The following is a 26,604-nucleotide window of genomic DNA, read 5'->3' on the forward strand; positions in this document are numbered from 1 at the left end:
GCGCGCCGTGCCACCCCTCTTCGCCGCCAGTGACATCCACGGCTTCCGCAGCGAGTTCCGCGACGCCCTCCGTGACGCCGGGCTCGCCGACGCGGCCGGGAACTGGTCGGGTGGCGACGCCCGGCTGTGGCTGTTGGGCGACTACGTCGACCGCGGTCCCGACGGCATCGGTGTCCTCGACGACATCCGCCGGCTCGCCGCACAGGCGCCGCGGACCGGCGGCCAGGTGGGTGCGCTGCTAGGCAACCACGAGGCGCTGCTGCTGGCGGTGCACCGGTTCGGCACCGAGGCCGTGCCGGGCTGGGAGAGTTACGAGGGCGCCTGGCTGCGCTGGGGCGGTCAGGCGGGCGACCTGCACCGGCTCACCGGCGACCACATCGCGTGGCTGCACGGGCTGCCCGCCATGGCGCTGGTCGGCGATCACCTGCTGATGCACTCCGACACCACCGCGTACCTGGAGTTCGGTGACTCCGTCGCCGAGGTCAACGCGATGGTCGGCCGGCATCTCACCGATCTCGACGCGACCGACTTCCTGTATTTCTGGGGAAAGCTGACCAGCCGGGGCGGGCTGTCCGCACCGGGCGCGGCGGAGAAGATGCTCGCCACGTACGGCGGCGGCACGCTGGTGCACGGGCACAGCACGCTGATGACGCACTTCCGGGTGCCGGCGACAGCGGCCCACCGGTACGCCGGGGACCGCGTCATCGCCGTCGACGGCGGTGTCTTCGAGGGCGGGCGCATCCTGATCACGGAGCTCACTCCGCCGACTCCTCGGGATTCGTGACCCACGCCGAGAAGACCGGCACACCGTCCCACGGGCCGGCGTAGTTCGCGACGGCCACCACCGCGTACGGGTGAGCGAACCGCAGCTCCGCCACCCGCAACATCCGCTCCATCGGAGCCGACGTCGTGACCATGAACGCGGTGACCGCGGCCGCCTCGAACCCGTACCGGTCGAACCGCGCGGTAGCAATCTGCTTCGCCTCGGACTGCAGGCCCGGGCCGATCAGCCCCTCGAGCGTCCCCGTCGCGGCGTCGAAGCCCAGTCCCGGCCGCGACAGGTCGTGTTCGCTGGTGGCCGACCAGGACGGCAGCACCGCGCTGACCGCCTCGGTGCCGTACGCGACACCCATCTCCTCACGGATCGTCCACAGCGGCCCGTCACCGAGCGGCAGGTCCCAGAGGGAGACTGCCTCGTACCCCCTCATGGCGATCTCGTGGGCTGCCGCGATCACCCTCTCCGGCGGCACGTCCGGCGCCGCCGCCACCGACACCACCCGCACCTGCGCACCGGAGTCGTCGCTGGCCGGCGCGGAGTGCACGATCACCTGACCGGCGTGCCGGGACGTCGCCACGTACGCCAGGTGGTAGCCCTCCTCCGGGACCCGGAGCACCCGCTGCAGCCGTGCCGCCCAGGGGCCACCGAGCGCCTCGGCGGGCACCACGTCGAACGGGACGTCCCACCTGAACCGCGTGGCGAGGGCGCTGGCGAGCATCAGCAGGATGTCCCGGGTGGGCTCGATCGGGAACTTGTCGATCATTCCGAACGTGTGCTCGCGCGCCCACCGGTCCGCGCCGGCGAGGTCGGGCAGCGGGCCGAACTCGGTGGTGGACGGCAGCGTCGCCCGCCAGTCGGTGAGGTGCCGCGGGTCGAGACCCGGCCCGAACCAGACCGCGGAGGCGGCGGCGATCATGGGATGCGGGTTCTCCAGGAGCTCGGTGGCGATCTCGGCCGCGCGGGCCGGCTCGACACCGAGCGCGTCGGCGAGGCCCTCCGACGGTGGGGCGGCGGACGCGGTCAGCGCCAGCAGCAGCCACGCGCCGAGCGGTGAGGCCACGTGATGACCCGCACCGATCTCGGCATGGAAACGTTCCGCGTAGCGCGCCAGCGCCGGAAGCCACTCGTCCGTCATGCCGTCCAAAGCTATCGGCGCGACCGGTTAGCCGGAAGGACCGTGGGTAGGTTGGCGACATGATCCCTTCCTGTCCCGAGTGCGGTCTCCCCGGCGTGCCGCTGCTCTTCGGCCTGCCGGTGCCCGAGGCGCGGCAGGCGGCCGAGGACGGTGACCTGGCGCTGGGCGGCTGCGTCACACCCGGGCAGGCGCCGAACTGGCAGTGCGCGTCGGGACATCGCTGGCGTGATGCGGACCAGGGTGCGTGGGACTCCCGGCTGTCGGCCGTCCTGGCAGCTCACGGTTACCGCGACTGACCATTCGCGACAGCAGGGCGACCGCCGCCAGCAGCAGGATCAGCACGGCCGCGAACCACGTCATCACCTCGGCCGCGGGCAGCACGTGGGTGGCCACTCCGAGGCCGATCGCCGGCACACCGAGGCCGAGGTAGGCGATCAGGAACAGGCCCGCCAGCGCCGCGCCGCGTTGCGCGGGTGCCGCACTCGCCGCCACCGATCCGAGCGCCGCCTTGAACAGCACACCGGCGCCCACACCCGCGGCCACCCCGCCGATCAGGAACGCCGTCAGGTTCGCCGTGTGCATGCCGGCGACCAGGAACAAGGATGCCGCCGGTCTGGGCGAGCAGGCCGAGCCTGGTCCGTGCGGTGGCGCCGAGCCGGCCGGTCAGGGTCTGCGCGACCGCGGCGCTGCCGAAGACGGCGAAAACCACGGCGCCGGCCAGGAGACGCGACGGGTGGTGCAGGGTGCCGGCGACGAAGCCCGGCGCCAGCGAGGTGAAGACGCCGAACACGGCGAACGAGGCGAAGGCACCGGCTGCGGCGGCCAGGTAGGTGACGCGATCTCCGTGCATCCCGATCCGCTGCGGCCGCCAGCGGTAGGTTCCCGCCTGCGGCGGCACGGTCTCCGGGGTGCGGACCACGGCGAGGAGGCTCACGCTCAGGAGGAGGACAAAGATAGCGTACGGCGTACGCAGTGGCGCCTCCACGAATTGCGCGAGGAACCCGGCCACCAGCGTGCCCAGTCCGAGTCCGCCGCTGTTGGCCGCCGTCGAGACCACCTCGAACCGCTGCCGTGACGCGCCCGGCCGGTGCAGGGTGTGCAGCTCCTGCAGGTACGCCGTCGCGGTCGCGGTGATCATGCCGACGCCGAGGCCGGTGAGGAACCGGGCGGTCAGCAGGACCGGCAGCGACGTGCTGCTCAGGAACAGCAGCGCCGCGACGAGTTCGAGGGCCAGCGCCGGGACCAGGATCCGCTTGCGGCCGATCCGGTCCGACACGTGCCCGGCCAGCAGCAGGCTGACCACCACGCCGGCGGCGTAGACCGCGAAGACGACCGTGACGGTGAACGTGGAGAAGCCGTCACGCGCCATGTAGAGCGGGTAGAGCGGGGTCGGCACCGTGGAGAACGCCATGGCGACGAGGAACGCGAACGCGATCGCCCAGAATCCGGGCTTCGCTTTGAGAACGGCGGTCATGCGGCCACTGTCGGCCGCCGCATCATCAACGACAACGAAACTTGGAGCTCGGTCCCATCTGCGTTGTTGATAATCACAGGTGTGGAACTGCGCCAGCTCGAATACTTCGTCGCGGTCGCCGAGGAGCAGAGCTTCACCCGCGCCGCGGGCCGCCTGCACGTCGTCCAGTCCGCGGTCTCCGCCGCCATCAAGGCCCTGGAACGCGAACTCGGCACGGTCCTGCTCGACCGCAACGCGAAGCGGGTTCTTCTCACCGACGCCGGCACCGCCCTGCTGCCCCGCGCCCACATCGCCCTGGACGCGGCACGGGACGCCCGCGAGGCGGTCGCCGAGGTGCGCGGCGGACTGCGCGGCACCCTGCGGATCGGCACGCTCACCTCGATCCGGGTGGTCGACCTGCCCGCGCTGCTCGGCGAGTTCCACCGGCGGCACCCGGGTGTGCTGCTGCGCACCATCGCCGCACCGTCCGGGTCGCTCGGCCTGATCGAGGCGATCCTCGAGCACCGGCTCGACCTGGCGTTCGTCTCGCTGCCCGGCGGTCGGCCGGCAGGCGTACGCATGCTGCCCCTGACCACCTCGGTGATGGACCTCGTCGTCCCGGCCGGTCACCCGCTCGCCGGCCGGGAACGTGTCGCCATCGGCGACCTCGCCGGGATGGACTTCATCGACTCGCCCGCCGGATACGGCAACCGCGCCGTCACCGACCGCGCCTTCACGGCCGCCTCTGTCCCGCGACACGTCACGATCGAGATCGCCGACATCGCCACCGGCGTCGCCCACGTCCGGCACGGGCTCGGCATCGCCCTGCTCCCCCGCTTCATCCTCACGCCGGAGCACACCGAGGGCGTGGTCACCCTACCGGTCACCGGCGCCGACCTGCGATGGCCGCTGTCGCTCGCCGTTCCCGCCGACCGCACACCGGGTGCCGCCGCCCGCGCCCTGATCACGATGGTGGCCGACTTCCTCCCGGACCCGGCCGACTAATCAGAATCATTTTCGGAAACGGGAGCATCGTTATCCCCGTTTTCGCTTTAAATCCCGCCATCACCGACCAAAGCAGCCTTGGCGAGAATGCCCAAAATAGATCGCCATGTTGCTGGAAGATCACCGCATTGTTATCGTTCACAACCCATGGGGGGTCCGACAATGCACAGGCGCTCATTGATGATCATGGGCGCCGCAGGTTTCTTTTCCACCGTCTCCGGGTGTTCCGGTGACGACGACGGGCGCAGTCTCCAGGACGCGCCAACGGGGCCGTTGATTCTCGGCTTCTCGCAGGTCGGGTCCGAGAGCGGCTGGCGCCTCGCCAACACCCGCTCGATTCAGAAAGCCGCGGAATACCACCGCATCGACCTCAGGTTCGACAACGCCGAGGGAAGTCAGGAACGGCAGATTGCCGCGATCCAGTCGTTCATCGACGCGAGGGTCAATGTGATCGCCTTCTCACCGGTGGTCGAGGCCGGCTGGGACGACGTTCTCCGCAGGGCCCGCGACGCGGGTATTCCGGTGGTTCTCACCGACCGGCTCATCGAAACCGCCGACCCGGCGCTCTACGTCAGTTCGATCGGCGCGGACTTCGTCGCCGAGGGCAATCAGGCCGCGCTCTACCTGTCGACCGAGTACTCGGGGACGAACCGGCCGGTCAGCGTCGTCGAGATCCTCGGCGCTGCCGGTTCCACCCCGGCCAAACAGCGGGCCGAGGGCTTCGCCGACACGGTCGGCGCCGGCAACCGGCTCAAGGTCGTCGACCGCGAGCAGGGCGACTGGACCAAGGCCAGCGGCGAGAAGGCGATGCGCAAGCTGCTGCGCCGCAACCGCGACATCGACGCCGTGTTCGCGCACAACGACGAGATGGGCCTCGGCGCGGCCGCCGTCCTGGAGGACGCCGGCCACGAACCGGGACGCACCCCGAAGATCGTCACCGTGGACGCCACGAAGGCGGGCCTGCGAGCACTGATCGACGGCCGGCTGACCTACGTCGTCGAGTGCAGCCCGATCATCGGCCAACTCCTGATGCGCGCCGTGATCGACCTCTTCCACGGCGGCAAGATACCCAAACGCGTAGCCTCCGAGATCGTGGTCTTCGACAGGACCAGCGCCGCAGCAGCCCTACCGGACCGCTCGTACTGAGCCGCCGCTGACGCTACAAAGTTGACCGGACCGCGCAGCCAGAAATGGCACAGCGGCAAAGGATCACGTAGACTGAATCAGAAGAAAAGATCATGATTCAGATTCGGGGCGGCAATCATGACCAGCGTCAACATCGGGTCACTGATAGAGAGAGCTCGGGCAACCGCAGGGCTCAGTCAGCGCGCGCTTGCCGACGCTACCGGCATCTCTCAGCCCACCCTGTCGCGGATCATCTCCGGCGACCGAGTGGCCAAGCTCCCTGAAATCGTGGCCATCTCATGGGCAACGGGCTTCACCGTGGCACAGCTCACCGGGACCAGCACGGTCGCCGACCGGGTCCAGTGCGCAGCCCGAGCAACCAACGGCTCCGACATGCAAGACATGCGTGAGGCTCTGCTGCACTTTCTCGAACTTGACGACTACCTGGACGAGCAGGCCATCCCGGCCACGATCTGGCGGCGGTGACACCCGTGAACGCCGAAGTTGAAGGGTGTGCCGCCGCCGAGCGGTTCCGGCACGACCACCGTTTGGGGCTGCAGCCGCTGGGCGACCTGGTTGCCGTGATCGAGCAGTCAGCCGGCATCGACGTGGCCGTCCTCGACGCAGGACCTGATGAGCACGGTTTGACGATGCGGGATCCGCAGCGCGACACCGTTTTCATCGGTGTCGCGCGGACCCGCCATCCGATGCGGCAACGCAGCACCCTGGCTCACGAGCTCGCCCACGTCGTCTTCGGCGACTGGGCAGACAACGACACCTGCGACTGGAGCGCATCCACACCGGTCGAGAGCCGCGCCAACGTCTTCGCCCGGCACCTCCTGCTTCCCGTCGAAGGGCTGAAGGCGTTCCTCGTCGAGGCCCCCGAGGTCAACCTGGCAACGCTGTCGGCCGTCGTGCAGCGCTTCCTGGTCTCACCACAGATCGCCGCGATCGCTCTCGAGCAGGCGGGGTGCATCGACCCCGACACCAAGCGCGACTGGATGTCCGTCACCGCGCCTCAACTCGCCGTCCGGTTCGGATGGAGCGACCAGTATCAGGCGCTGCAAACCGACTCGGACCAGCGACGCGCGCCGCAGCGGTTGCTCGCCCGGGCCATCCAGGGCTATGCCGAGGGCGTGGTCTCCGCCCAGACGATCGCAACCTTGCGAGGCATCACCCCGGACAACGCCGTTAAAGAACTACGCGAGGCCGGCATCTTCCCCGCCCAGCACCCGGTCTCCTGGACCGATCCGGGCGAGCTCCCAGACGTACAACTCGATCTGAACGCCCTGGACGATGCGCTCAACGGCACAGACGACGCCCACGAGACGGCAACGGAGCCGAATGCGCGATGACGCAACGACCCATCATCGATGCTGGGCCAGGCCTGAACTTCCTGTCGATCCACCAGGAACGGCTCCTCATAGCCATGCTTGGTCCGCTCAGCGCACCGGCGGCTGTGGAGACAGAGGTGCTCCGCAAAGCGGATCAAGACCGGCGGTTTCGGCCGGCGGCAACCGTCTGGAAGAGGCTGACACCGGACTGGATCCGCATCCTGCCGGACGACCACACACCTGAGTTGGCCCGGGTCGTCCACCGCCTCACCCTGCAACCGATGGCCGCGTGCCTCAAACGCTCCAAGGACCTGGGCGAAACGATGGTCATCGCCCACGCCGTGGTGGCCGCGGAAGCTGGCGCCGAAGTCATCGTCCTGATCGACGACGGGCCCGGCGCACGCACGGCGACCAGCGAGATCCGGCGGCTGATCCGCATGCGCGAGGTTGACAGCACCATCGGATCGGTCAGGCTGGCGAGCACCCTGACCGTCCTGGAGAAGGCCGCCGGAACACCACACATACCGGACAAGGCTCGAATGCGAGACGTCTACCAGCGCCTTCGCGGCCTGGACGACGGCCTTCCACCCATCGAAAGAACCAATCTGCTGACCACGGCTCGCTGGAGAAACGAATCAGCCGGCGCACCTGACCGCTAGTCGCCGACGACTTTGAAGAGGGCGGCGATCTCGGCGCTCGAGAGGTGGCGGAAGCCGCCCGGGCGCAGGTCGCCGAGGCGGATCGGGCCGACGGCTGTGCGGATCAGGCGGGTGACCGGGTGGCCGACGGCGTCCATCATCCGGCGCACGATGTGCTTGCGGCCCTCGTGCAGGGTGATCTCCACCTGTGCGGTCTTGCCGATCGCGTCGACCAGGCGGAAGCTGTCCACCTTCGCCGGGCCGTCCTCCAGTTCGACACCCGACTGCAGGGCGCGGCCCACGCTGCGCGGCAGCGGCCCGACCACCTCGGCCAGGTATGTCTTGGAGACGCCGAACGACGGGTGCATCAGCTTGTGCGCCAGGCCGCCGTCGTTGGTGAACAGCAGCAGCCCCTCCGAGTCGGCGTCGAGCCGGCCCACGTGGAACAGCCGCTGCTCGAAGTTGGCACCGAGGAAGTCGGCCAGTTCCGTGCGGCCCTTCTCGTCGTCGAGGCTGGAGACGACGCCGCGCGGCTTGTTCAGCGCGACGTAGACCAGCTTGGTGTTGGTGATCACCCGCTGCCCGTCGACGTGGATCTCCGCCGTGGCGGGGTCGACCTTGTCGCCGAGTTTGGCGACGCGGCCGTTGACGGTGACGCGCCGCCGGAAGATCAGGTCTTCGCAGGCGCGCCGGGATCCAACACCGGCCGCCGCCAGGACTTTCTGGAGGCGTTCGGCGGTGTCAGCCTGAGGCATCGAGTACTTCTTCCACATCGTCGGGCAGGAACGGGGCGAGCGGCGGCAGCTGATCGACCGAGTTGAGGCCGAGCTTCTCCAGGAACAGGACCGTGGTCCGGTACAGATAAGCCCCGGTCTCCGGCTCGGTGCCGCACTCCTCGATCAGGCCGCGAGTGACCAGCGTACGCATCACACCGTCACAGTTCACACCGCGGATGGCCGAGATGCGCGAACGGGTCACCGGCTGCTTGTAGGCGACCACGGAGAGTGTCTCCAGGGCGGCCTGGGTCAGCCGCACCGACTGCCCGTCCAGCACGAACCGCTCGACGTAAGCCGCGTATTCCGGCCGGGTGTAGAGACGCCAGCCACCCGCCACGCGCCGCAGGTCGATGCCGTGTCCCGCCGCGGTGTACCGCGCCGAGATGTCCTCCAGCGCGCGTGCCACCCGCTCCACCGGCTGCTCCAGCACCTGCGCCAGCTGCAGCTCGGCGACGGGCTCATCAACAACCAGCATGATCGACTCAAGCGCCGCGGCCAGCTCACTGTCGTCGGTCAGAATTTCGGGGGTACGGGAGGAGCCCTCGATGTCCGATCCGAGGTCGTCCCGGGTGCCGCGGGCCTGAACCGGTACCGGGTTGGACACCGGCGCCTCTGGCTCCGGCTCTTCCTCCCGCTCTTCCTCCGGCTCTTCTTCCTGTTCCTGTTCTACCGGTTCATCCGGTTCTTCCTCGACCGGCGCCTCCTCCGGTTCCTCTTCCGGTTCAGGCTCCTCGTACTCCAGGTCGGGCGGCTCGGCGGCATCCTGGTACTCACGGTCGGGCTCGCGCCTGCGCTCCCACGGCGGCACCCACGCCGCGGCCTGCGCGGCCAGGGATTCGGGGCGCTCGTCCTCGCTGCTCACGATGTCTCCTTCAGGACCGCCGGACCGTTCGGCGTCTCGTCGTCGTCCTCGCCAAGATCACCATCGGCGGGGTCGCCGTCAAGCTCGGTCCCGGCGGTTTCGTCCGAACCGGTGTCCTCTTGCGCATCATCGGCCCCGGGCTCCTCGGCCTCCGGATCGGGCCGGGTGCCCTCGTAGTCGTCGATGTCCAGCTCGCCGCCGGAGTCGTCGCCGCCGATCCACCGCACGATCAGCTCGTCCAGCGACACCGGCTGCTCGAAGTCGACCAGGCCCTCGCGGTAGAGCTCCAGCAGCGCCAGGAACCGCGCCACCACCTCCAGGGTGTTGTCACAGTCGGCGACCAGCAGGCTGAACGTCGCGGACCCGGCCCGGCGCAGGCGGTCCCGCAGCAGCGCGGCGTGCTCGCGGACACTCACGCGGACCTGGTGGATGTGCGCGATCGACACCTGAGGCGGGCCGGGCTTGGGCAGGAACTGCTTGAGCGCCATCTTCAGCATGCGTTCCGGGCCGACGCCCAGGACCAGTTCGGGGAGCGCGTCCGCGTACCTCTGCTCAAGAGTGACCATCCGCGGCCAGCGACGCGCCCCGGTGGCCTCGAGTTCCGCGATGTGCGCGGCAGCCTCCTTGAACGCCTTGTACTGCAGAAGCCGGGCAAACAGCAGGTCGCGCGCCTCCAGAAGAGCGAGGTCCTCCTCGTCCTCCACCTCGGCCGCCGGCAGCAGACGGGCCGCCTTGAGGTCCAGCAGGGTCGCCGCGACCAGCAGGAACTCGCTCGCCTCGCCCAGGTCCCAGTCGTCGCCCATGCCCCGGATGTACGCGATGAAGTCGTCGGTCACCTGGTGCAGCGCCACCTCGGTGACGTCCAGCTTGTGCTTGCCGATCAGCTGGAGGAGCAGGTCGAACGGGCCGGTGAAGTTGTCCAGCCGCACGAGGAATCTGCCGGAATCCGCCTCCGCGGGCGCGATTTCGGCGGCATCATCGGATCCGGCGGGATCGACGAGCGACTGGGCTGGCTCTTCAGGCACGTGCCGACCGTAGTCCATGCCGCTCAGCAGCTGTTCCGGGCTCACGCACGTTCCAACGTCGCAACCCGTGACCGGTTGCTGCTTCTGCGGTTACGCTGCCGCGATGCGGTCACTGATCTCTCCACGCCTCCTGCTGCGCGAGTGGGAGGACAAGGACGCCGACTTCGTCCTGGACATGTACTCCCGCGACGAGGTCGTCCGCTTTCTCGGCGCGCGCCCACAGGCGCTGCACGATCGGAGCGAGGCATTGACCCGGCTGGAGCGGTGGCGTTCCCGGCAGGACGACGTGCACGCGGTCTGGGCGGTACAGGACCGCCGCAGCGGGCGCCTGCTCGGCACCGTCTTCCTGGTCAAGCTGATGGCGTCCGGCGAACCGCTGCAAACCGCGGACGAGACCGAGGTGGGCTGGCATCTGCACCCGGACGCCTGGGGCAACGGGTACGCCACGGAGGCGGCCACGGCGGTCCTCGCGTACGCGGCGCGCGCGGGCGTCTCCACGGTTTACGCCGTCACGTACCCGGAGAACGCGGCCTCGCAGGCGGTCTGCCGCCGCCTGGGCATGCGCCACCTGGGGCAGACCGACCGGTACTACAACATGACGTGCGAGCTGTTCACGACGGAGTCGTGAACAGCTCCGGGAGTCACTACTTCTTCTTCTTGTCCTTCTTGGACTTGGGGCCGGTGGCCTTGGCCTCCTTGGCGTCCTTGTCCTTCTTCACCTTCTTGGCCTTCGGCTCCTCGACGACCACCGGCTCGGGCGCCGGGGCCTCGACGACCTCGACCACGGCCTCTTCCTTGACCTTCTTCGCCTTCTTCGCCATGCGGGGGGCTCCTCTGTTCGGGCGCGGCCGTGTTGCCCGCGCCACGTGAATGTAGACGTGATCTTGAAGCCTGTCGTTCTCCGCCACGAAGATCGTTGTTCACCATTCGTTGTTTCGGAGGTAGTGGCACGTCCGGCCGCAGATCGGGAATACCGGCTTACCGACACGCCGGGCCCCTTCCGTTGTCCGCTCCCGGCATCCACGGTGGAACCATGGCGAATTACGACGCGGTGTTCGGCATCGACGAGACGGCCCTCAACGAGGTGATCCGTTCGGTGTACGAGGCCACCCACGACCTGCTGCTCACCGGCAGCCTGCCGATCGCGCTGCCCGCGCTGTCGGTCACCCGGATCGACTACGACCTGGCCACCGCTCCGCAGGTCACCCTCGCCCCCTCCGCCGAGGTACGCGAATGGCAGCGCGCCCTGCTCGGCGAGATAACCGGTGGCGACCAGGCGCAGGCGGAACAGGCCGCCACGACCGCCTCCCGGGCCTCCTTCGAGCTGCTCGTGCCCCGGGTCGACCTGACGTTCCACTTCACCGACGGCGACCCGACCCGGTTCGACGCGTCCCTGCACGCCGGCCTGCAGATGATCGTCGAGTCCGGCGGCGTGCTCACCGCCGACCTGGTCACCGCCCGCATCGAGATACCGGGCAACCCGGTGCTGACCCAGGTCGTCAACCGCGGTGTGGTGCCGGAACTGACCCGCCTCCTCGAACAGACCTTCCTCAAGCCGCTGCGCATCCCGCCGCTCGGGCTCGGCACCCTGCAGGTGGCGCCTCCGGTGGTGGCCACCGGCGAGGGCCGGCTGCTCGCCACCACCGCGCTGCACCCGGCACAGCCCGATCCGGCGAAACTGGCCGGGAAGTGGCCGCCGCTGTTCGTCGCGGTCCGCGCGCCGCTGCTCAACCGGCTGCTCGACAACGTGGCGGCCGCCTACCCGGTCAGCGGGGACTGGCGTACCCAGATCCGCTTGCTACCGGTCGACGTCACGGTCAACGCCGAGTACACGGCCCGGTTCTCGGACTTCTCCCTCGACGTGCTACCCGGGGAGAACGGCCGGTTGCGGGGCACCGCCCGCATCGACGTCGACCTGCACCTGTGGGCCAAACCGGTGGGCTGGTCCTTCGACGGCACGGCCACGGCGCACCCGACCGTACGCGTCACGGCCTCGGTGAACGCGGCCAACGAGGTGATGCTCAAACTCGACATGATCGAGTCGGTGACGTTCGCCTTCGACTTCAAGGGCGTGCCGGCGTTCCTGGACAACGTCATCCGGATCGTGGTCAACACGCTGGCGCCGGTCATCGCGGCGGCCACCGAGGGACAGGTGGCGAAGATGCCGCCGCAGCCGATCACCCGGATACCCGACTTCCGGATCCCGCTCGACGACGCGACGGTGGTGGTCACCCTGCCGAACCTGCGGGTCAGCACGCTGACCACCCCGGACGGCAAGACGTGCCTGGCCACGACGGGACAGGTCACGGTACGCCTGGAGCCGTTCGCGTGATCTTTGTGATCGTCGGGTACGACGGGGCGGAACTGCTCGACATCGCCTGTGTCACCTCCGCGCTGCACATCGCGAACCGGATCAGCGCCGGCCCGCCGTACCGGACGGTCCTCGCGACCCTGGGACAGCAGCCGCTGGAGTGCGACTCGGGACTGCGTCTGGAGGCCCAGGCGGTGCTCGAACGGATCAACGAGCCGATCGACACCCTGCTCGTCACCGGTGGGCTCGGACACGAGAAAGCGGCCGGGAACCCGTACCTCATAAGCCATGTCCGCCGCCTCGCGCCGCTCGCACGCAGGGTGGCCGCCGTCTGCACCGGCGCAACCGTCCTGGCCGAAGCCGGCCTGCTCGCCGACCGGCGCGCCACCACCCACTGGATGTACGCGCGGCGCTTCGCCGAACGCTATCCGGACGTGCTGGTCGACCCCGAGCCGATCTACATCCGCGACGGCGACGTCAGCACCTCGGGCGGGGTGACGAGCGCGCTCGATCTCACGCTGGCCTTCATCGAGGAGGACCACGGGCCCACGGTGGCGCGCGGCGTGGCCCTCGGCACGGTCGCCTACCTGCAACGACCGGGCGGCCAGGCGCAGGTCAGCATGTTCCTGGCCCGGCGTGGCAGCGACGACTTCGTGGTCCGGCGCGTCACCGACCACATCACCGGCAACCTCAGCGGGGATCTGACAAGCGGCGACCTGGCCCGGCGGGTGGGTGTCAGCGAGCGGCATCTCGCCCGGCTGTTCCTCACCTATGTGCATCAGACACCGGCACAGTTCGTGCGCCGGGCCCGGACGGAAGCCGCGGCACATCTTCTGACCAGCACCGTGTTGCCGATGGCCGCGGTGGCCCGGCGCTGCGGCTTCGGCTCGACGGAGTCGATGCGAAAAGCTTTCCAGGATCGGTACGGGGTGCCGCCGTCCCACTACCGTGCCCAGGCCTCGTAGGCTTCACCCGTGGTGCCAGACGTGCGCTTCGCCCGGGCCGATGACGGGGTGACCATCGGCTATCAGGTGTTCGGGCAGGGCCCGGTGCTGGTCTGGATGCCGTCGCTGAGCAACATCGCGGCACAGTGGCGCATCCCCGCGCTGCGCAACGCCTACCTGGGACTGGCCCGCAACCTGACCGTCGTCCTCTACGACGGTCGGGGAACCGGCGCCTCCGACCGCCGCATCGACCTGGGCGACCTGGGCCTCGACGCCCACCTGCGCGATCTGCGGGCGGTCCTGTCCGACGCCGGAATCTCCCGCGCCTCCCTCCTCGGGTACTACCACTCGGTCCCGACCGCCCTGGCCTTCGCCGCCCGCAACCCCACCCGGGTCGACCGGCTCGTCCTGTTCGGCGGCACACCAAGACTCGCCGAGGCCATGCGCCCGGCACAGACCCAGGCCCTGCTCTCCCTCGTCGACCAGGACTGGAACCTCTTCGCCGACGCCGCCGCCACCGCCTGGCTCGGCTGGGACTCAGCGTCGTCGAGCCGCGCGACCGCCGAGGCCTTCCGCACCGCCACCAGCGCCCCCGTCGCCAAGGCCTGGTTCGACGCCGCCCGCCACATCGACGTGACGGCCGAGGTCGCGGCCGTCCAGGCACCCACGCTGGTCCTGCACCGCCAGAGCTCCGAGCAGATCCCGATCGAGGCGTCGCAGCGCCTGGCCGCCGCCCTGCCGAACGCCGAGTTCATGGCCCTGCCCGGCGCAACACCGACCCTGTTCCTCACCGACCCCGACACCGACCTGAGCCTGGTCACAGGCTTCGTCACCGGCGGCAAGGCGCATCGGTCCCCCACCCGTCCCGCCCTGACTCCCCGGGAACAGGACGTGCTCCGCCTGCTGGCCACCGGCGACTCCAACCCCGAGATAGCCCGCCGCCTGGGCATAGCCGTCCACACGGTCGAACGCCACCTCGCCAACCTCTACCGCAAGATCGGCGCCCGCGGCCGAACCGACGCGGTGGCCCACGCCCTGACGGAATTCCGCCAACAGCCCTGACGGATCCTCGGGAAGCGCCAAGCCCTCCCACGGGCGGACGATCAGAGCATGCCGACTGCGACGACATCTCGACTCGCCCGCGTCACCGACAGGATCGCCCGCGCCCTCGCCGGGAAGCGCTGGATTCCCTTCTGGGGCCTGGTCCACCACCGGGGCCGCCGCACCGGCCGGGACCTGACGGTCCCGATCGCGGTGGTAGCCACCCCCGACGGCTTCATCGTCAACCTGCCGTGGGGCACCCGCACGAACTGGGTCCAGAACGTGCTGGCCGCGGGCGGCTGCACACTGCGCTGGAAGGGCACGGACCACCGCGTGACCGATCCGCGGTTGCTGGAGGCGGAGGAGGCCCGCCCCTTCTACTCGAACTTCCAGTGGAACACAGCCAAACGCTTCTTCCCAGCCGATGCCTGGCTCCTCCTCCACCGCGCTCAGGAGAATCCCGCCGGGTTGTAAACGGGCCCGCCCAGTTCGTCGGCAAGCTTTTCCACATAGTCGTCACTGAGCCGGCAACTCATGATGAAGACAGAGCAACCAGGTCTGTATCCGGGCACATTTCTGATCGTCTCAGCAGCAGCTCTCGGAGTGAGAGAAATACTTCCCGCTCTGAGAGCGCCGGACGACGACGCCTCCCCCAGAATTAGGATTCCACCATCCGCTTTGTAACCTCGAGCAGCTTCCCTTACCTTCGCGAAGGCTGCCGAATCAGGGAGCAAGCTCGCTTCGGGACGTGCCTTCTTGGTTGTCTCACTGACGACGAGTTCTGCGCGTGCCGTCACCTGTTCGACTGTCTCTGTGGCGGCGTCGCGTTCCGTGTTGGTGGCGGCGGTGTTCGCGGTGCCAGCGGCTCGGTTGGCAGTGCCGGCGGCTCGGCTGGCGCCCACTCGGCTCACGATGCTGCGGACGCCGGCACCGAGGATCTTGCCGCCGACGAACATGGCGCCGCCGAACACACCACCGAAGACTCCGCCGACGATCGCGTTGCCGGCCATCTCAGCCGCGCTGTGGCCGCCTTCGACCAGGTCGTGGGTGATGGAGCTGACAGCACCGGCGGCGGCTCCGCAGGCTACGGCGCCCACGCCGGTCCAGCCGACTGCGATGGTGCAGGCACCGCCGACGACCACGCCTGCTGCGAAGCCGGCGATGTCGGCCTTGTGGTCGGAGACCCAGCTCTTGGTGCGGCACCACCAGCTGTCGGAGCACTTCTTCTGCTGGTTGTCGCCGGCGGCCTTGGCTCCACCGCCGCCGGAGCTGTTGCTTCCGCCGCCGCCGTTGTTGGGCGGGTTGCCCGGCGGCGGCTGGTTGTTGCCGGGCAGGTCGACGTCACTGTCGGTGTCGTTGACGCAGCCGGAGAGGCAGTTGCCGTTGTCGGGGTTGAAGGTGGTGCCGTCGCCGTTGCCGGTGCCGGTGTCGACGGCTTTGCCGGTGGGGTCGCTGGAGCTGACGGGTGAGTTGTTGGCGTAGGCGTAGCCGAGCATCATCTGTGGATCGGTGAGATCCATCAGCGGGTCGACGGAGACGAAGCGGCCGAGTTTGGTGTCGTACTCGCGGGCGCCGATGTGGGTCAGGCCGGTCTTGTCGAGGGTCTTGCCGAGGAAGCCCTTGTCGTTGATCCAGATGCTGGGGCCGTCGCGGTTCTCGCCGTACGCGGTGAGGTGCCGAACGGTGGCCTGCTGGGTGACCGCGTCGACGCTGATCGAGGCGGTGTTCTGGGTGTCGCTGACCAGCCAGGTCAGGCCCTTGGTGGTGCGCTGGGCGACGGTCTTGCCGCCGTAGGTGTAGTAGCGGGTGCAGGACTGCACCGTGCCGTTGTTGTCGACGCGAACCTCTTGGCCCGGCAGGTAGAGCGTCTTGCCGGTGGAGTCCTTGGCGATCAGGCGGTTGCCGTCGGCGTCGTAGATGTAGCTGGAGGTGCCGGAGGAGTCGGTGGCGGTGGCGAGGCGGCCCTCGCTGTTCCAGTTGAGCGTCTGCTGACCGTTGGCGGCGGTCGGACGGGAGATGGTGTTGCCGGCCGCGTCGGACTGGTACCCGGAGGTGACGCTGTTCGTGCCGGTCGTGACGGTGGTGCCGGTGACGAAGTGCGGGTGAGCCGCGGACGCTGTGGGATAGGTGTAGTCGGTTGTCCGTACCCCTGAAGTGGTTTTGTGCTCTGTCTGCTGGGCCCGGTTGCCGGCCGTATTGAAAGACCACGAGGTCCAATAGGGCGCCGGGGCGGAGGTGGTGTCGGCCAGGGCGGACAACGAGGGGCCGGTGTCACAGTTGCCGTCGCTGGGTGTCCAGGCGTCGGTCAGGCGCTGCAGATAGTCCTCGCGCCAGCACTGCGTCTCGATGCCGGCGAGGGGCGCGAGTTCCGCGGTCCGCTCGATCTCACCGGCGTGGTTGTACCTGTACTCCTTCCAGGAGACGACCCCCGGAGACACCTCGCGGAACGCCTCGGAGGCGGCCAGCCGGCGGGTGCCCGGCTCGTAGTCGTTGGTGATCTGCAGCGCCTTGCCGCCGTTGTTGCCGAACCACACCGAGGCGGGTTCACCGAACTCGGTGAAGGTGACCGCGGGGACGAGCGTGCCGCCGTTCGTCGTGCTCAGCGTGGTGACCGCGCCGAGGTCACTGAATCCGCTGGTCAGCGTCTCGGCGCCCAGTCCGCCGGTGCCGCCGATCGCCGCCATCTGGGTTACCGACGGCGTTCCGTCAGGTGCGTAGCGGGCGTTGTACGTGTACGTGCCGGCCAGCCCCGTCTCCGAGGCGGGAATGGTGACCGTGGACCGGGTGGGCAGACCGGTCTTGGCGTCCAGCAGCGTGGTGGCGGTGGTGTATGCGTCAGTGCCGACGTACCGGCTGCTCGATGCCAGGACGCCGAGCCCGCCGGTCAGCGTGTCGTACGTCCAGTCGGCGAGCTTCGTCCCGGTGAGCGAGTCGTTGTAGAGACCCGTGGTCCGGCCGAGGTCGTCGTACCGGTAGGCCAGGACTTGCCCGCGGCCGTCCTTGGCCGTCTCGGTACGGCCGAGCTTGTCGTACGTCGTGGTGGTCTCGCCCTTGTCCGGGTCCTTGGTGTAGTTCTGCCGGCCCTGGATGTCGTATCCGTACGTCCACTTGGTGCCCGCCGGGTTGGTGACAGTCTCCAGCTGGCCCTTGGCGTTGTAGCCGTACTTGGTCGAGTCGAAGCCGCCGCCGATGTCGCGGCTGTGGTACTGCCGGATCTCGGTGGTGCGGCCCAGCGGATCCACATGCTTGGACTCGACCGTGCCGCCCTGCGGCGGATAGGTATCGACGTAGTCACCGTGATAGACCGTCGTGGCACGCCACTTCTCGGCCAGCTTGTGGAACAAGATCTTGTTCGTCTCCCGGCCGGTCCCGTCGTAGAGGACCCTGGTCCAGGACTCGACGTTGTCGCGGCCGGCGGGCATGGGCGGCTGCCAGCGCGTGGCGGACACACCCGTGCCGGACTCCCAGTACGGGCCGTAGGTGTGCTTCGGCCGCCCGGCGGTGTCGTAGTAGCTGTCGGTGACCAGCATCCCGACAGTCGACGACTGGTTCTGCGTCTGCACCGGGCGCAGCAGCGAGTCGTAGAAGGTGTAGCTGGTGGAGAGCTTGCCGGCGGCGTTGAGGACCTCGGCCTTGACCACGCTCGCCCTGTTCGTGTTCAGCGAGTACTCGTAGTGCAGGTGCGGAACGTCGTTCGCGGCCCTGGTCCGGCCCGGCTTCCAGACGCTGATCAGACGACCGAGCCCGTCGTAGAGGGATTCGGTCCTACGGCCGTTCTGATCACTGGACAGGGTGTTGGCGCCGGTCGCCGGGTCGAGCGTGGTGTACGACCCCCAATTCAGCGGGTTCTTCACGTCGACGCGCACGATCTGCCCGTACGCATTATGGGTGTAGGTCGTCTCGGTCTTGTGATTCAGCGCGTTCCAGGAAAAATGCGGCCGGCCGTAGTCGTCGAACTCATTGATGGCCGTCGTGTAAAAGACCGGCGCGTTGTTCTCCCATTTCTCCAGCGACTCGGTCCGGGTCGTCGCACCCTTCGTCGGCGCCGCGCCATAGGCCTGCCCGTCGAAACTGGTCCGCGTCGCGCCGATCACCTCGGCCGCGGAGATCACCCGGCCGCTCTTACGCGCCTCCGCACAGGTCAGCGCGAACGTGCGCACCTGCGACGGGAACGAGATCAGCCACGCCGCGCCCTCGTTGCGGGTGTAATCGGTCAGCACACACTTCTCGTCACCGGTCTTGGCCGTGTTGCCGTGATCCGTGACGGCGGTGGGCATCCCGTACTTGTCGAACTCGGTGGTGCTGTGCGTCCACGTCTGACCCCGGCCGTTGTCGAGTGCCGTCCAATTCCACACACCCGACGTGTCGACATGCCGGGCTGCGACGGTCCAGATGTCGGAGGGCAGCTTGCGCGAGGCGGTCGGGCTTGAGATGTACGGGTCGGAGATCGTGCCGCTGACCGCCGCGCCACCGGGCCCGTTGTAGACGACGGTCTCCCGCACGAAGCCGCTCAACTCGTCGGCGTCGTCGATCGTCGCCCTGTTCTGCGAGTCCGTCACCGTGACCCGGCGTGACCCGACGGTGTCCTGCGGGCTGGACTTGTCGAGGTTCATGCCCCGGAAGTAACGGGTGTCGACCCTGGTCCGGTCACCGTCGTCACCCTTGACGACACTGACCACCTCGTAACCGCGCCACTGCGACCACGTCCGGTACTTGTCCTTGGTGATGCCGTCGTCGTCAGCGAACCGCCACGCCGGCTTGTCATAGGAGTAGGTCGTCCGGGTATGCAGCGGATGACCCTCGGCCGGGCTGGTCATGTCGCTCTCGGTCACACTCTCGACCACATACTTGTGGAACCAGTCGGTGATCTCCGTCCCCGGCGCCTGACCGAGGTCCGGCGGCGCCCACCGCACCGGGAAACACCGTTTCGTGTTGTTCCACGGCGACGGCGTCGAACCAGCCGTGCAATCGGGCGCCTTGTACTCGACGTCGATCATCCCGCCGGTCTCTGTGTAGATCGTCTTCAACCGGAACCAGCGCATCGGCTGCAGGCCGTTGCTCAGCGTCGTGTCGACCCGGTTGTCCATCGCCTTGCCGATGAGACGCACATTCGGGACCGAGGTCTCCGCACCGGCCGCGTCCCAGCCCTTGTGGCCGATCGAGGACAGCCACATACCCGCGCGGGTGCCATCGGTCGGGTCCGGCCACGAGTGCGTCAGCGTCCACTGGTCGACGTTGCGCGGCGTGGTGCCGTTCGCGATCTGCGTCGTGATCGTGGCCAGCCGCCGCTTGCTCCAGAACGTCGGTCCGTACTGCGTACACGTCGAACCGGTGCACTCCTGATCCAACGGCGTGTCCTTCCAGTTCCCGTTGACCCCGCAGGAACTCAGACACCGTTCGGCCGTGCCGAAGGCCACACCCATCGGCGCTGTCGTATACGCACTCGACGAGCGCTGACCGTACTTGATCTCAGTGACGTTGCCGGCCCGCACATACTCCAGAACGTCGGAGTTGGCACCGTACTTCGCGTACTTGTTCTTCTCCGGCGAGTACCAGTACGACATCGCGTTGCCGTTGGTGTCGACCACCCAGTCCAGATTCCAGCGCCACCCCTGGTCGCAGAACGAATCCTTGAACCCGGACTGCCTGCACGGCTCACCGCTCTGGTTGCCGGCCACCGGCACCGTGAACACCGACTTCGTCTCCGCCGCGTTCGCCGTCCACCCCGGCAACCGGTTCAGCCCGAAGTAGTACTTCGTCCCGTTGGTCGCCGTGACCACCCAGTGCTCACCGGAAGCACCCGCGTTCTCACCCGACGGACCCTTGTCACCGTTGGTCGCACCGTAGAGCCGCTCGATACGCACACCGTCGTCACTGCGGACGTGCCACCGCTTCTCCGTGGCGTTGTAGATCAGCTCACCGGCCGCGATCCCGTTCAGCGACAACGTCGCGTTGTCCGTCGCCCAGCACTGATCACCCGAATCGACACTGTTGTTCCCCGGCCGGTCATCATCGTCGTTGTCATCAGCACACGACGCATACCGCCGCTCGATGAACCCCGGCTCGTAGGAGAAGCCCTCACCCACCCACGACGGCTGATTGTTCGTCGCCGCCGTCCGACCGTCCACCGCCTGCGACGAATAGTTCAGCGACAGACTCGGCGCCGGCCCGCCCAGCGACGGCGGCACCGACATCGGGTACGCCCACGTGAACGCACCACTGTTACCGCCGCCGTTCCAGGTACCCGACGGCGACAACGCGGTCGCACCGAAATCACCCGAACCACCCGACGAACCCGCCTCCAACGCCACCACGGCGCCCTGAGCGGTCACGGGAACCGCCGCCGACACCGCCGTGCCGTCATTGCTGGACACGAGCGGGGTAGCCGCGCAAGCCGCAGCGTCGGGCGTGGTCAGAGCGCAATCGGGAAGGGACACCAGACGAAGGCGATCCGACCAATCCGCACCGTACGCGTCAGCGAAGCCGCTGTAATCGACCCGGACATCGACAGATCCAGCCGCCTCCGGCCGCACCCGAACCACCACGTCCCGGTGCGCCCTCGCCGCGGCGGCCCGGTCCAATACCTCGACCGGCAGACGGCGTGCCTTGCCGTCGGTGGCGCGCACCGAGGCCGCACTCGCGGCGGCGGCACCCGGGGCCGGCCACTGCGGTGCCTCAGGCGTCGAGGTCGGCATCGCCGGAATCCTGACCGGCTTGTCCTTCACCGCCCGGCCGCCGATCGACACTCCGGCGTGGGGCTTGAGGCGCTTTTCCTCGGCCGGATCGGCGGCGGCCGGCGTGGCCTGCAGGAAGCCGGCGGCGAGAAGTCCGGTGAAAGCGGCCGCGAGACGCCGCCTGACAGAGTTCGTCACAGGTTGCCGTCCTGAGTCTGGTAGAGCCGCTTGACCAGTTCGGGGGTGAGGGCACCGGCGTAGGCCCGGACCTCGTCGACGTTGCCGGAGAAGAAGTCGGTGGTGTGCGAGGCGCCGCCGGGCGGGGCGTACCGGGCACGGCCGATGTTGAACGGACCTGTCGAGTTCCACCTGCCGGTGAAGGGCTGTGAGGCGCCCTCCACCCCGTTGACGTACAGCGTCATCCGCTGCTTGGCCGTGTCGTATACCGCGACCAGATGGGTCCAGGCGCCCACCTCGTCCTCGACGATCGGCGTGCTCAGGTAGGCGGGATGGATGGCGTCGTTGGTGTTGCTGTCCGCCATCTGGAGGAACATCCCCCAATGCGGCGCGCCGCCGGTGAAGTTCACGCCGAGCGAGAAGTTCGACTGGTACACACCGTCCTGGGAGACCGCGGCCCAGTTCCAGTCAGGCACCTTGCTGACGTTGACCCAGGCCGACACCGAGAACGACTCGGCGGTCCGCAGGACCGGGCCGTCGGTCGACAGCGCTGTGAAGCCGTCGAGGTCGACCGAACCGAAGTCGCCGTCGTTGTGCCCGAAGTCGCTCCACAGCCCCTCGGGCTCGTCCGGCGCGTACACGGTCAGGTCATGGCGGTTCGGGTGGGTCGTGCCGTCCGTGGTGTCACCGAAATCGAAGTCCCAGTTTCCGGCTTCGGTCACCGACTGTGCCGCGACCTCCTCGGGTGCCAGCACACGGTTCCAGACGCTCACGTCGTCGACCGAGAGGAGGTTCTCACCGACGACGGTGAGATTGCCGAGACCGATCGGCGCGTCCGGGAAAGCAGTGGCCGTGCTGGTGGAGGTGCCTACCCCGTTGACGTAGACGGTTGCCGTCTGCAGCATCGTGTCGAACGAACCGCCCACCCGGATCCAGACACCGGGCCGGACGGTCTGCGCCGAGCACGCCTTCCGCTGCGTCATGGACGTCGTACCGGTCAGGACCCGGTAACAGACCTTCTGCGTTGCCCCGTCGAAGTAGAGCTCGTCCACTCTGGTCGGACTGGAGTAGTTGCCGTGCAGGACGATCGTGGACTCGGCCGTGCTGGACGAGGACAGCCGTGCGGTCGCCACGGTGGTTCGGTTACCGGTCAGCGGCACCGCCAGTTGGCCCGACGCCGATCCGGGGCTCGCGAAGGCAAGACCCGTGCCTCCGTCACCGTTTCCGTCTGTCGAGCTCACCGCGCCGGACAGGGTGAGCGGGTTGCGGTTGCCGACCGCGTCGGCCGCCACCGTGCTGCCGGTCGGCTCGTCGAGCTTCCACCGGGACACCGGGTCGGGCGCGGAGGCGACGGTGAACTCGTACCCACCCGAGGCGTCGTTGCCCGTCCCGGCCCTGAAATCGTCGCTCCTCCGGCCGGCCTGGTCGACGCTGACGACGTGCAGCACCCGCTTTCCGCCGATCTTGTAACCGGACAACTGGGCGAGGTGCTGTGGCCACGACGGCGTGACGTCGACCGTGACCGACCCGCCGAGCACGCTGTTCGTCACGCTCATGCGAGCGCCGCCGTCCAGCCAGTACTCGTAACCGCGGATGTCAGCAATGCCGTTCGCGCCGAAGGTGAACCGGCCCGACACCCCCACGCCACCGGTGGCATCACAGAGGACCGCCACGCACAGCGGATAGTCGGTCGACGTCACCGTAGGCGGCTTGGCCGGAATGGTGCTGTCGATCGTGAAGCTGCAGGCAACCGACATGGGCGAGTTGTCGAGCCCGTCCGACGCGCGCACATACATCGTGTACTTCTGGTTCTCGACCAGCGTGATGTTCTGCACGACCTTCGACGCGTAAGCTCCTGACTTCGCGGTCGCCGCCATGGTGTAGGCCGAGGGGATCGCCGCACCCGCCTTCGCGATGAAGAACTGCATCGTCAGAGTGCGTTCGGTACCGTCCGGGTCGGTGGCCTTGGCCTGCGCCGTCGGATAACCCGACGATGTGGAGACGTACGCGGCCGGATCGCCGCTGCCGCACTTCTTGCCGCCGATCGCCAGGTCCGTCGGCGCCAGCGGCTTGTTGTTGTAGGTGATCGAGATGAACGGGTCCTTGGCCGCCTCGGTGGAGTGGAACTTCTTCCAGTTGTTCGAGTTCGGATTGGCCTCCTCCGCCGAAGGAGTCCGAAGGCCGAGGGTCAGCGTGTGGAAACCCACCTCCGCCGACTTGGCCATGATCGGCTGAACGTTCGCGGCCACATACCCTTCGGTACAGCCCGCATATCCCTTGGTCATCGTCGACTTGACCACCGGATACTCATCACGCCAGGCCGGCTGGTTCGCCCAGTTCGTCGACGTGCCGACCGGACCGGTGATCCACACCTGCCACTCCCGCGCGTCGCAGTTCCAGGAGTGCTTGTTCCAGAGCGACATCGTCGCGGCGGTGACCCGCTTGCCGGCGACCACCGCGACCGGCCACCGCAGGAACGACCGGGCCCGGAACGAACCGCCCTCGACCACCGAGCCGATCTTCAGCTCCTTCGACGCGGACTGGTCGGAGGAGATGTTGTTCTGCACGAACGTGTCGAAACCCGGCTTGAGCGTCGCCCCCGGATCGATCGTCACCGGATACCTGGTGGCCGGATCGTTGAAGAAGTCGAGCTCCGGCTGCAGCTTGAGCGTGCGCGCCCCGGCCGGCACCGCCATCGGCACGGGCGCCCGGCGCAGATGCTCCCCGGACTTCTCCCCCACCGTCGCGTCCCACATCACCGGCGCGGGCACACTTCCCACGTAACGGCCGTCCTTGCCCCGCAGCCGCAGCCCACCACCCACGGCCGGAACCGGCGTGATCCCCTCGGTCCGCCACGGCAACGCGATGCTCTTCACCTGTGCCGCCGCGCCACGGTTCTTGACGATCAGAAACTGCTCGAACCCGGTCCGCGTCGCGTCGACCACCAGGTCGATCCCCGGCCGCACCTCCCGGTACGTCGCGGTCGTCTCGTGCAACTCAGGCTCCGGCAACTTCCCGCTCCAGCCGAGCGTCATCCCCTCCGCCCCGGACGACACCCGCGCCAGATCATGCTCACCGTCACCGGCCCGCCCCGACATGACCAGCCCCCGCGGATGAGCCTTGGGCGCCACGCTCCCGTCCGGCCGCCGCTCCAGGTTCAGGTCGACCTCGGCCCAGTCACCGCCCTCGTCCCGGAACCGAGCGGGGCCCGAGTGAACCTCGGCGGTGAAGCTACCGTCCGGGTTCGCCACCACCTCGGTGTTCTCCGTCAGCAGCGACGGCACCGGCACCGCCTTGCCGGTCTCCCGGGCCTGCTTGGAGGCCTTCTGCTCCGCCGTCAACTCGAGAACGGCATCCGGCGGCGAGGCCTGCGCCTCCGGCGCGATCCCCACCAGCAACGACGAGAAGAGACAGGACGTGATCAGGGCAGCCGAAATCGGCACCCGCCGGGCGCGCCAAAGCATAAAATCCCCCGTACTCAGAACCACCAATCGACGCCACTCGCTTCGAAGTAGCTCGATGTAATCTGAAGATTACGGTTCGGGTGATCGGCGGGCAAGAACCATTTGATCGTTGGCTATTCGTCGGCCTTCGACGTCAGATCCTCGTCAGCACCGCTCCTTCGCGGACCGCGTCGGCCAGGTCGGCGTCGACGGCGACGGTGGTTTTCGCGGAGGCCGTGTGCAGCTCGATGGACCGGACGACGGCGCGGATCCCGTGCGCCACGGTCAGTTCGTCGCCGATGCTCAGCGCGTCGCCCTCCAGCGTGCCGGTGACGAGGATCCAAGGTCGGCTGGACAGCCGGTGCACCCGCTCGACGGTGAGTCTGGTCATGCGCGGTTCCTCCTCCACGTCGCGACGAAGCTGTCCTCGGCCGCGTATGCCTCGTCCTCCAGCGGTCCGGTCATGGTCGTGACCCGTCCATCCTCATGCTGGCGAACGTGAACGCTCTCGTGCCCGAGCGTCCGCACCAGCGTCTCCTCGTCCTGGAAGGCGGCCGGGCCCAACTGGACACCGAACGAGTCCGTTCGGGCCACCGCGCCTTGAAAGTCTAGATAGGCGATGTCGTCTGCGGCCTCGACGACCTCGACCGGAGAGCCACGGAAGTCGACACCGGCCAAATCCGCGTAGTGCCGCACGGTCTCCGCTGTGCGTGGAAGGCCGATGCCCTGATCGAGGACCTCACGATTCGACAGCGCCCCTGACCTGGAGAAGAGTGTGGCAGCCGGGTTGGTCCTGGTTGAACGGGTCAGCAAGAGTTTCAGCTCGTCGAGCAGGTGGGTCAGGTCGGTGACCCTGGTGTTCAGGTTGCGGAGGCTGGTCAGCAGTCCCCGGAGGAAATGCTGAATTCGCGCGACCCACCTCGTCACCAGGGTGGCTACCTGGCTCGCCACGACCGGGGTGGCCAGGCCAAGCGTCAAACCCTCCGCGGCCAGCCACTGCGGCAGCCGGACGGCAAGCGTGGCCACGAACTGTGCGATCAGGTCGCGAACCAACTCGCGGACAGGGACACCAGCAGACCCGCGCCCTCCACGGCGTAGGAGACGGCCCGGGTAGCCGTCCCGACCGCTTCCAGGGCGGACAGCTGGGCCGCCGCGTGGTTTCGGTACGCGGAAGCGGCGGCACCTTCCCAGGCGGCGGTCTGGGAACGGACGGCCGCAGCCAACCGCCGGTGGCTGTCCACGATGGACGCCGACACGTTCTGCCACGTCGCCGCGTGGGTGGTGATCTCGGCCGGATCGCCCGCCAGCCAGTCCAGAGCATCCCTCAAAGGCTGGACATGTTCGATCAGCCAACCCGTCCCCCACGCCGACAGAGAGCCCAGCGGGTCGACAACCACAGCCAGGGCGTCGAGGCTGCCGCCGACACCGCTGAGCGTGGCGTCCACCCAGCTGTTGTCGTGGATGCCGCTGCTGATCCTGGCCACGTCCTCCGCGACGGTCACATCGGCGACTCGTCCTCGGAGGGGAAGCGGGTCGTGAAGGACGCGATCACGGCGCGGCCGGTCTCGGAGTCGGTGCCTACGGTGTCGCGTACCTCCGTGGCGACCTTGGCGGCCAACCCGGCCTGAGCCTCGCGCATCGCGGCGAGGATCTCCTGGGCCAGGTCGGGGGCGGCCAGGTCGTGGATGCGGTCGTCGAGGTCCAGGGTCTGGATCTGGCCGGCGGAACCGACGGTCACGCGGATCGCGCCGTCCAGAGACTCCGCTGAGGAGGTCAGGGTGGAGACCCGGCGGGACAGGTCGGCGGCCCGGGCGGCCTGTGCGTTCGCCCGGGCCGCCCACGAGTCGAGCCATTCGTCGGCGGCGTCTGCATCGCTCATGGCA

24 protein-coding genes are annotated in these 26,604 nt (G+C 68.5%); 12 read left to right on the forward strand and 12 right to left on the reverse strand.

All coding sequences use genetic code 11. The features are described from left to right. Nucleotides 1-7: 7 nt before the first annotated feature. The gene (locus AB0M02_RS18435; protein WP_364228197.1) at nt 8-784 is read left to right on the forward strand and encodes a metallophosphoesterase; all 777 of its coding nucleotides are present in this window, start codon (nt 8-10) and stop codon (nt 782-784) included. On the opposite strand, the gene AB0M02_RS18440 is transcribed toward AB0M02_RS18435, so the two are convergent. Continuing rightward, a complete protein-coding gene (locus AB0M02_RS18440) occupies nt 756-1,913 on the reverse strand; it encodes a hypothetical protein (RefSeq protein WP_364228199.1) in 1,158 nt (385 codons plus the stop codon). The genes AB0M02_RS18435 and AB0M02_RS18440 overlap by 29 nt on opposite strands. A 59-nt stretch (nt 1,914-1,972) precedes the next feature. Between AB0M02_RS18440 and AB0M02_RS18445 the strand changes: the two genes are divergently transcribed. Then, nucleotides 1,973-2,209: a hypothetical protein gene (locus AB0M02_RS18445; RefSeq protein WP_364228200.1), complete on the forward strand. Its 237-nt coding sequence runs from the start codon at nt 1,973-1,975 to the stop codon at nt 2,207-2,209. Here AB0M02_RS18445 and AB0M02_RS18450 read toward each other — a convergent pair. Further along, a complete protein-coding gene (locus AB0M02_RS18450) occupies nt 2,197-3,387 on the reverse strand; it encodes an MFS transporter (protein ID WP_364228202.1) in 1,191 nt (396 codons plus the stop codon). The genes AB0M02_RS18445 and AB0M02_RS18450 overlap by 13 nt on opposite strands. A gap of 81 nt (nt 3,388-3,468) precedes the next feature. On the opposite strand from AB0M02_RS18450, the gene AB0M02_RS18455 reads away from it, so the two are divergent. The 5 genes from AB0M02_RS18455 to AB0M02_RS18475 all read left to right on the forward strand — a co-directional run bounded on the left by AB0M02_RS18455 (nt 3,469) and on the right by AB0M02_RS18475 (nt 7,489). Then, nucleotides 3,469-4,371 (forward strand): LysR family transcriptional regulator, encoded by a 903-nt coding sequence (locus AB0M02_RS18455; RefSeq protein WP_364228204.1) that lies wholly within the window; start codon nt 3,469-3,471, stop codon nt 4,369-4,371. Between the two features lie 186 nt (nt 4,372-4,557). Continuing rightward, nucleotides 4,558-5,517, forward strand: coding sequence for an ABC transporter substrate-binding protein (locus AB0M02_RS18460; protein WP_364228206.1), 960 nt, complete (start codon nt 4,558-4,560; stop codon nt 5,515-5,517). Nucleotides 5,518-5,634: 117 nt separating this feature from the next. Next, on the forward strand, nt 5,635-5,982 hold the full coding sequence (locus AB0M02_RS18465; protein WP_364228207.1) for a helix-turn-helix transcriptional regulator: 348 nt from the start codon (nt 5,635-5,637) through the stop codon (nt 5,980-5,982). Nucleotides 5,983-5,987: 5 nt separating this feature from the next. Continuing rightward, nucleotides 5,988-6,851, forward strand: coding sequence for an ImmA/IrrE family metallo-endopeptidase (locus AB0M02_RS18470; protein WP_364228209.1), 864 nt, complete (start codon nt 5,988-5,990; stop codon nt 6,849-6,851). Then, on the forward strand, nt 6,848-7,489 hold the full coding sequence (locus AB0M02_RS18475; protein ID WP_364228211.1) for a hypothetical protein: 642 nt from the start codon (nt 6,848-6,850) through the stop codon (nt 7,487-7,489). The genes AB0M02_RS18470 and AB0M02_RS18475 overlap by 4 nt, the downstream gene beginning before the upstream one ends. Here AB0M02_RS18475 and AB0M02_RS18480 read toward each other — a convergent pair. Genes AB0M02_RS18480 through AB0M02_RS18490 form a run of 3 tightly spaced genes read right to left on the reverse strand, consistent with a single transcriptional unit; the run spans nt 7,486 to nt 10,149 of the window. After that, nucleotides 7,486-8,241 carry a pseudouridine synthase gene (locus AB0M02_RS18480; protein ID WP_364228212.1) on the reverse strand — a complete coding sequence of 252 codons (756 nt, stop codon included), beginning with the start codon at nt 8,239-8,241 and terminating at the stop codon, nt 7,486-7,488. The two genes, AB0M02_RS18475 and AB0M02_RS18480, sit on opposite strands and share 4 nt — an antisense overlap. Continuing rightward, nucleotides 8,210-9,106, reverse strand: coding sequence for an SMC-Scp complex subunit ScpB (gene scpB / locus AB0M02_RS18485; protein WP_364228213.1), 897 nt, complete (start codon nt 9,104-9,106; stop codon nt 8,210-8,212). Before scpB ends, AB0M02_RS18480 begins: the two co-directional genes overlap by 32 nt. Further along, complete coding sequence (locus AB0M02_RS18490) at nt 9,103-10,149, reverse strand: segregation/condensation protein A (protein ID WP_364228289.1); 1,047 nt, start codon at nt 10,147-10,149, stop codon at nt 9,103-9,105. The genes scpB and AB0M02_RS18490 overlap by 4 nt, the downstream gene beginning before the upstream one ends. A gap of 85 nt (nt 10,150-10,234) precedes the next feature. Here AB0M02_RS18490 and AB0M02_RS18495 point away from each other — a divergent pair, with 85 nt between their 5' ends. Further along, a complete protein-coding gene (locus AB0M02_RS18495) occupies nt 10,235-10,759 on the forward strand; it encodes a GNAT family N-acetyltransferase (RefSeq protein WP_364228215.1) in 525 nt (174 codons plus the stop codon). A gap of 16 nt (nt 10,760-10,775) precedes the next feature. Here AB0M02_RS18495 and AB0M02_RS18500 read toward each other — a convergent pair whose 3' ends face one another. Further along, nucleotides 10,776-10,952: a hypothetical protein gene (locus tag AB0M02_RS18500; RefSeq protein ID WP_364228216.1), complete on the reverse strand. Its 177-nt coding sequence runs from the start codon at nt 10,950-10,952 to the stop codon at nt 10,776-10,778. A 212-nt stretch (nt 10,953-11,164) separates the two neighbouring features. Here AB0M02_RS18500 and AB0M02_RS18505 point away from each other — a divergent pair, with 212 nt between their 5' ends. From AB0M02_RS18505 to AB0M02_RS18520, 4 genes are read left to right on the forward strand one after another with little or no spacing between them, the layout of a single operon-like run. Next, nucleotides 11,165-12,463 (forward strand): hypothetical protein, encoded by a 1,299-nt coding sequence (locus AB0M02_RS18505; RefSeq protein WP_364228217.1) that lies wholly within the window; start codon nt 11,165-11,167, stop codon nt 12,461-12,463. Then, on the forward strand, nt 12,460-13,407 hold the full coding sequence (locus AB0M02_RS18510) for a GlxA family transcriptional regulator (protein WP_364228219.1): 948 nt from the start codon (nt 12,460-12,462) through the stop codon (nt 13,405-13,407). Before AB0M02_RS18505 ends, AB0M02_RS18510 begins: the two co-directional genes overlap by 4 nt. A 9-nt stretch (nt 13,408-13,416) precedes the next feature. Beyond that, entirely contained in the window at nt 13,417-14,448 is a 1,032-nt protein-coding gene (locus AB0M02_RS18515; protein ID WP_364228221.1) for an alpha/beta fold hydrolase, read from the forward strand. A gap of 48 nt (nt 14,449-14,496) precedes the next feature. After that, on the forward strand, nt 14,497-14,901 hold the full coding sequence (locus AB0M02_RS18520; RefSeq protein ID WP_364228223.1) for a nitroreductase family deazaflavin-dependent oxidoreductase: 405 nt from the start codon (nt 14,497-14,499) through the stop codon (nt 14,899-14,901). On the opposite strand, the gene AB0M02_RS18525 is transcribed toward AB0M02_RS18520, so the two are convergent. The 6 genes from AB0M02_RS18525 to AB0M02_RS18550 all read right to left on the reverse strand — a co-directional run bounded on the left by AB0M02_RS18525 (nt 14,877) and on the right by AB0M02_RS18550 (nt 26,600). Beyond that, a complete protein-coding gene (locus tag AB0M02_RS18525) occupies nt 14,877-21,299 on the reverse strand; it encodes an RHS repeat-associated core domain-containing protein (protein ID WP_364228225.1) in 6,423 nt (2,140 codons plus the stop codon). The genes AB0M02_RS18520 and AB0M02_RS18525 overlap by 25 nt on opposite strands. After that, nucleotides 21,296-24,742 carry a LamG-like jellyroll fold domain-containing protein gene (locus AB0M02_RS18530; RefSeq protein WP_364228226.1) on the reverse strand — a complete coding sequence of 1,149 codons (3,447 nt, stop codon included), beginning with the start codon at nt 24,740-24,742 and terminating at the stop codon, nt 21,296-21,298. Before AB0M02_RS18530 ends, AB0M02_RS18525 begins: the two co-directional genes overlap by 4 nt. A 133-nt stretch (nt 24,743-24,875) precedes the next feature. Next, nucleotides 24,876-25,112 (reverse strand): hypothetical protein, encoded by a 237-nt coding sequence (locus AB0M02_RS18535; RefSeq protein WP_364228228.1) that lies wholly within the window; start codon nt 25,110-25,112, stop codon nt 24,876-24,878. Further along, nucleotides 25,109-25,774, reverse strand: coding sequence for a hypothetical protein (locus AB0M02_RS18540; protein ID WP_364228230.1), 666 nt, complete (start codon nt 25,772-25,774; stop codon nt 25,109-25,111). Before AB0M02_RS18540 ends, AB0M02_RS18535 begins: the two co-directional genes overlap by 4 nt. After that, a complete protein-coding gene (locus tag AB0M02_RS18545) occupies nt 25,759-26,223 on the reverse strand; it encodes a hypothetical protein (RefSeq protein WP_364228231.1) in 465 nt (154 codons plus the stop codon). The genes AB0M02_RS18540 and AB0M02_RS18545 overlap by 16 nt, the downstream gene beginning before the upstream one ends. Continuing rightward, on the reverse strand, nt 26,220-26,600 hold the full coding sequence (locus tag AB0M02_RS18550; RefSeq protein WP_364228233.1) for a YbaB/EbfC family nucleoid-associated protein: 381 nt from the start codon (nt 26,598-26,600) through the stop codon (nt 26,220-26,222). The genes AB0M02_RS18545 and AB0M02_RS18550 overlap by 4 nt, the downstream gene beginning before the upstream one ends. Between the last annotated feature and the right edge of the window lie 4 nt (nt 26,601-26,604).

This window comes from Actinoplanes sp. NPDC051861, assembly GCF_040681145.1.
Lineage (GTDB): Bacteria > Actinomycetota > Actinomycetes > Mycobacteriales > Micromonosporaceae > Actinoplanes.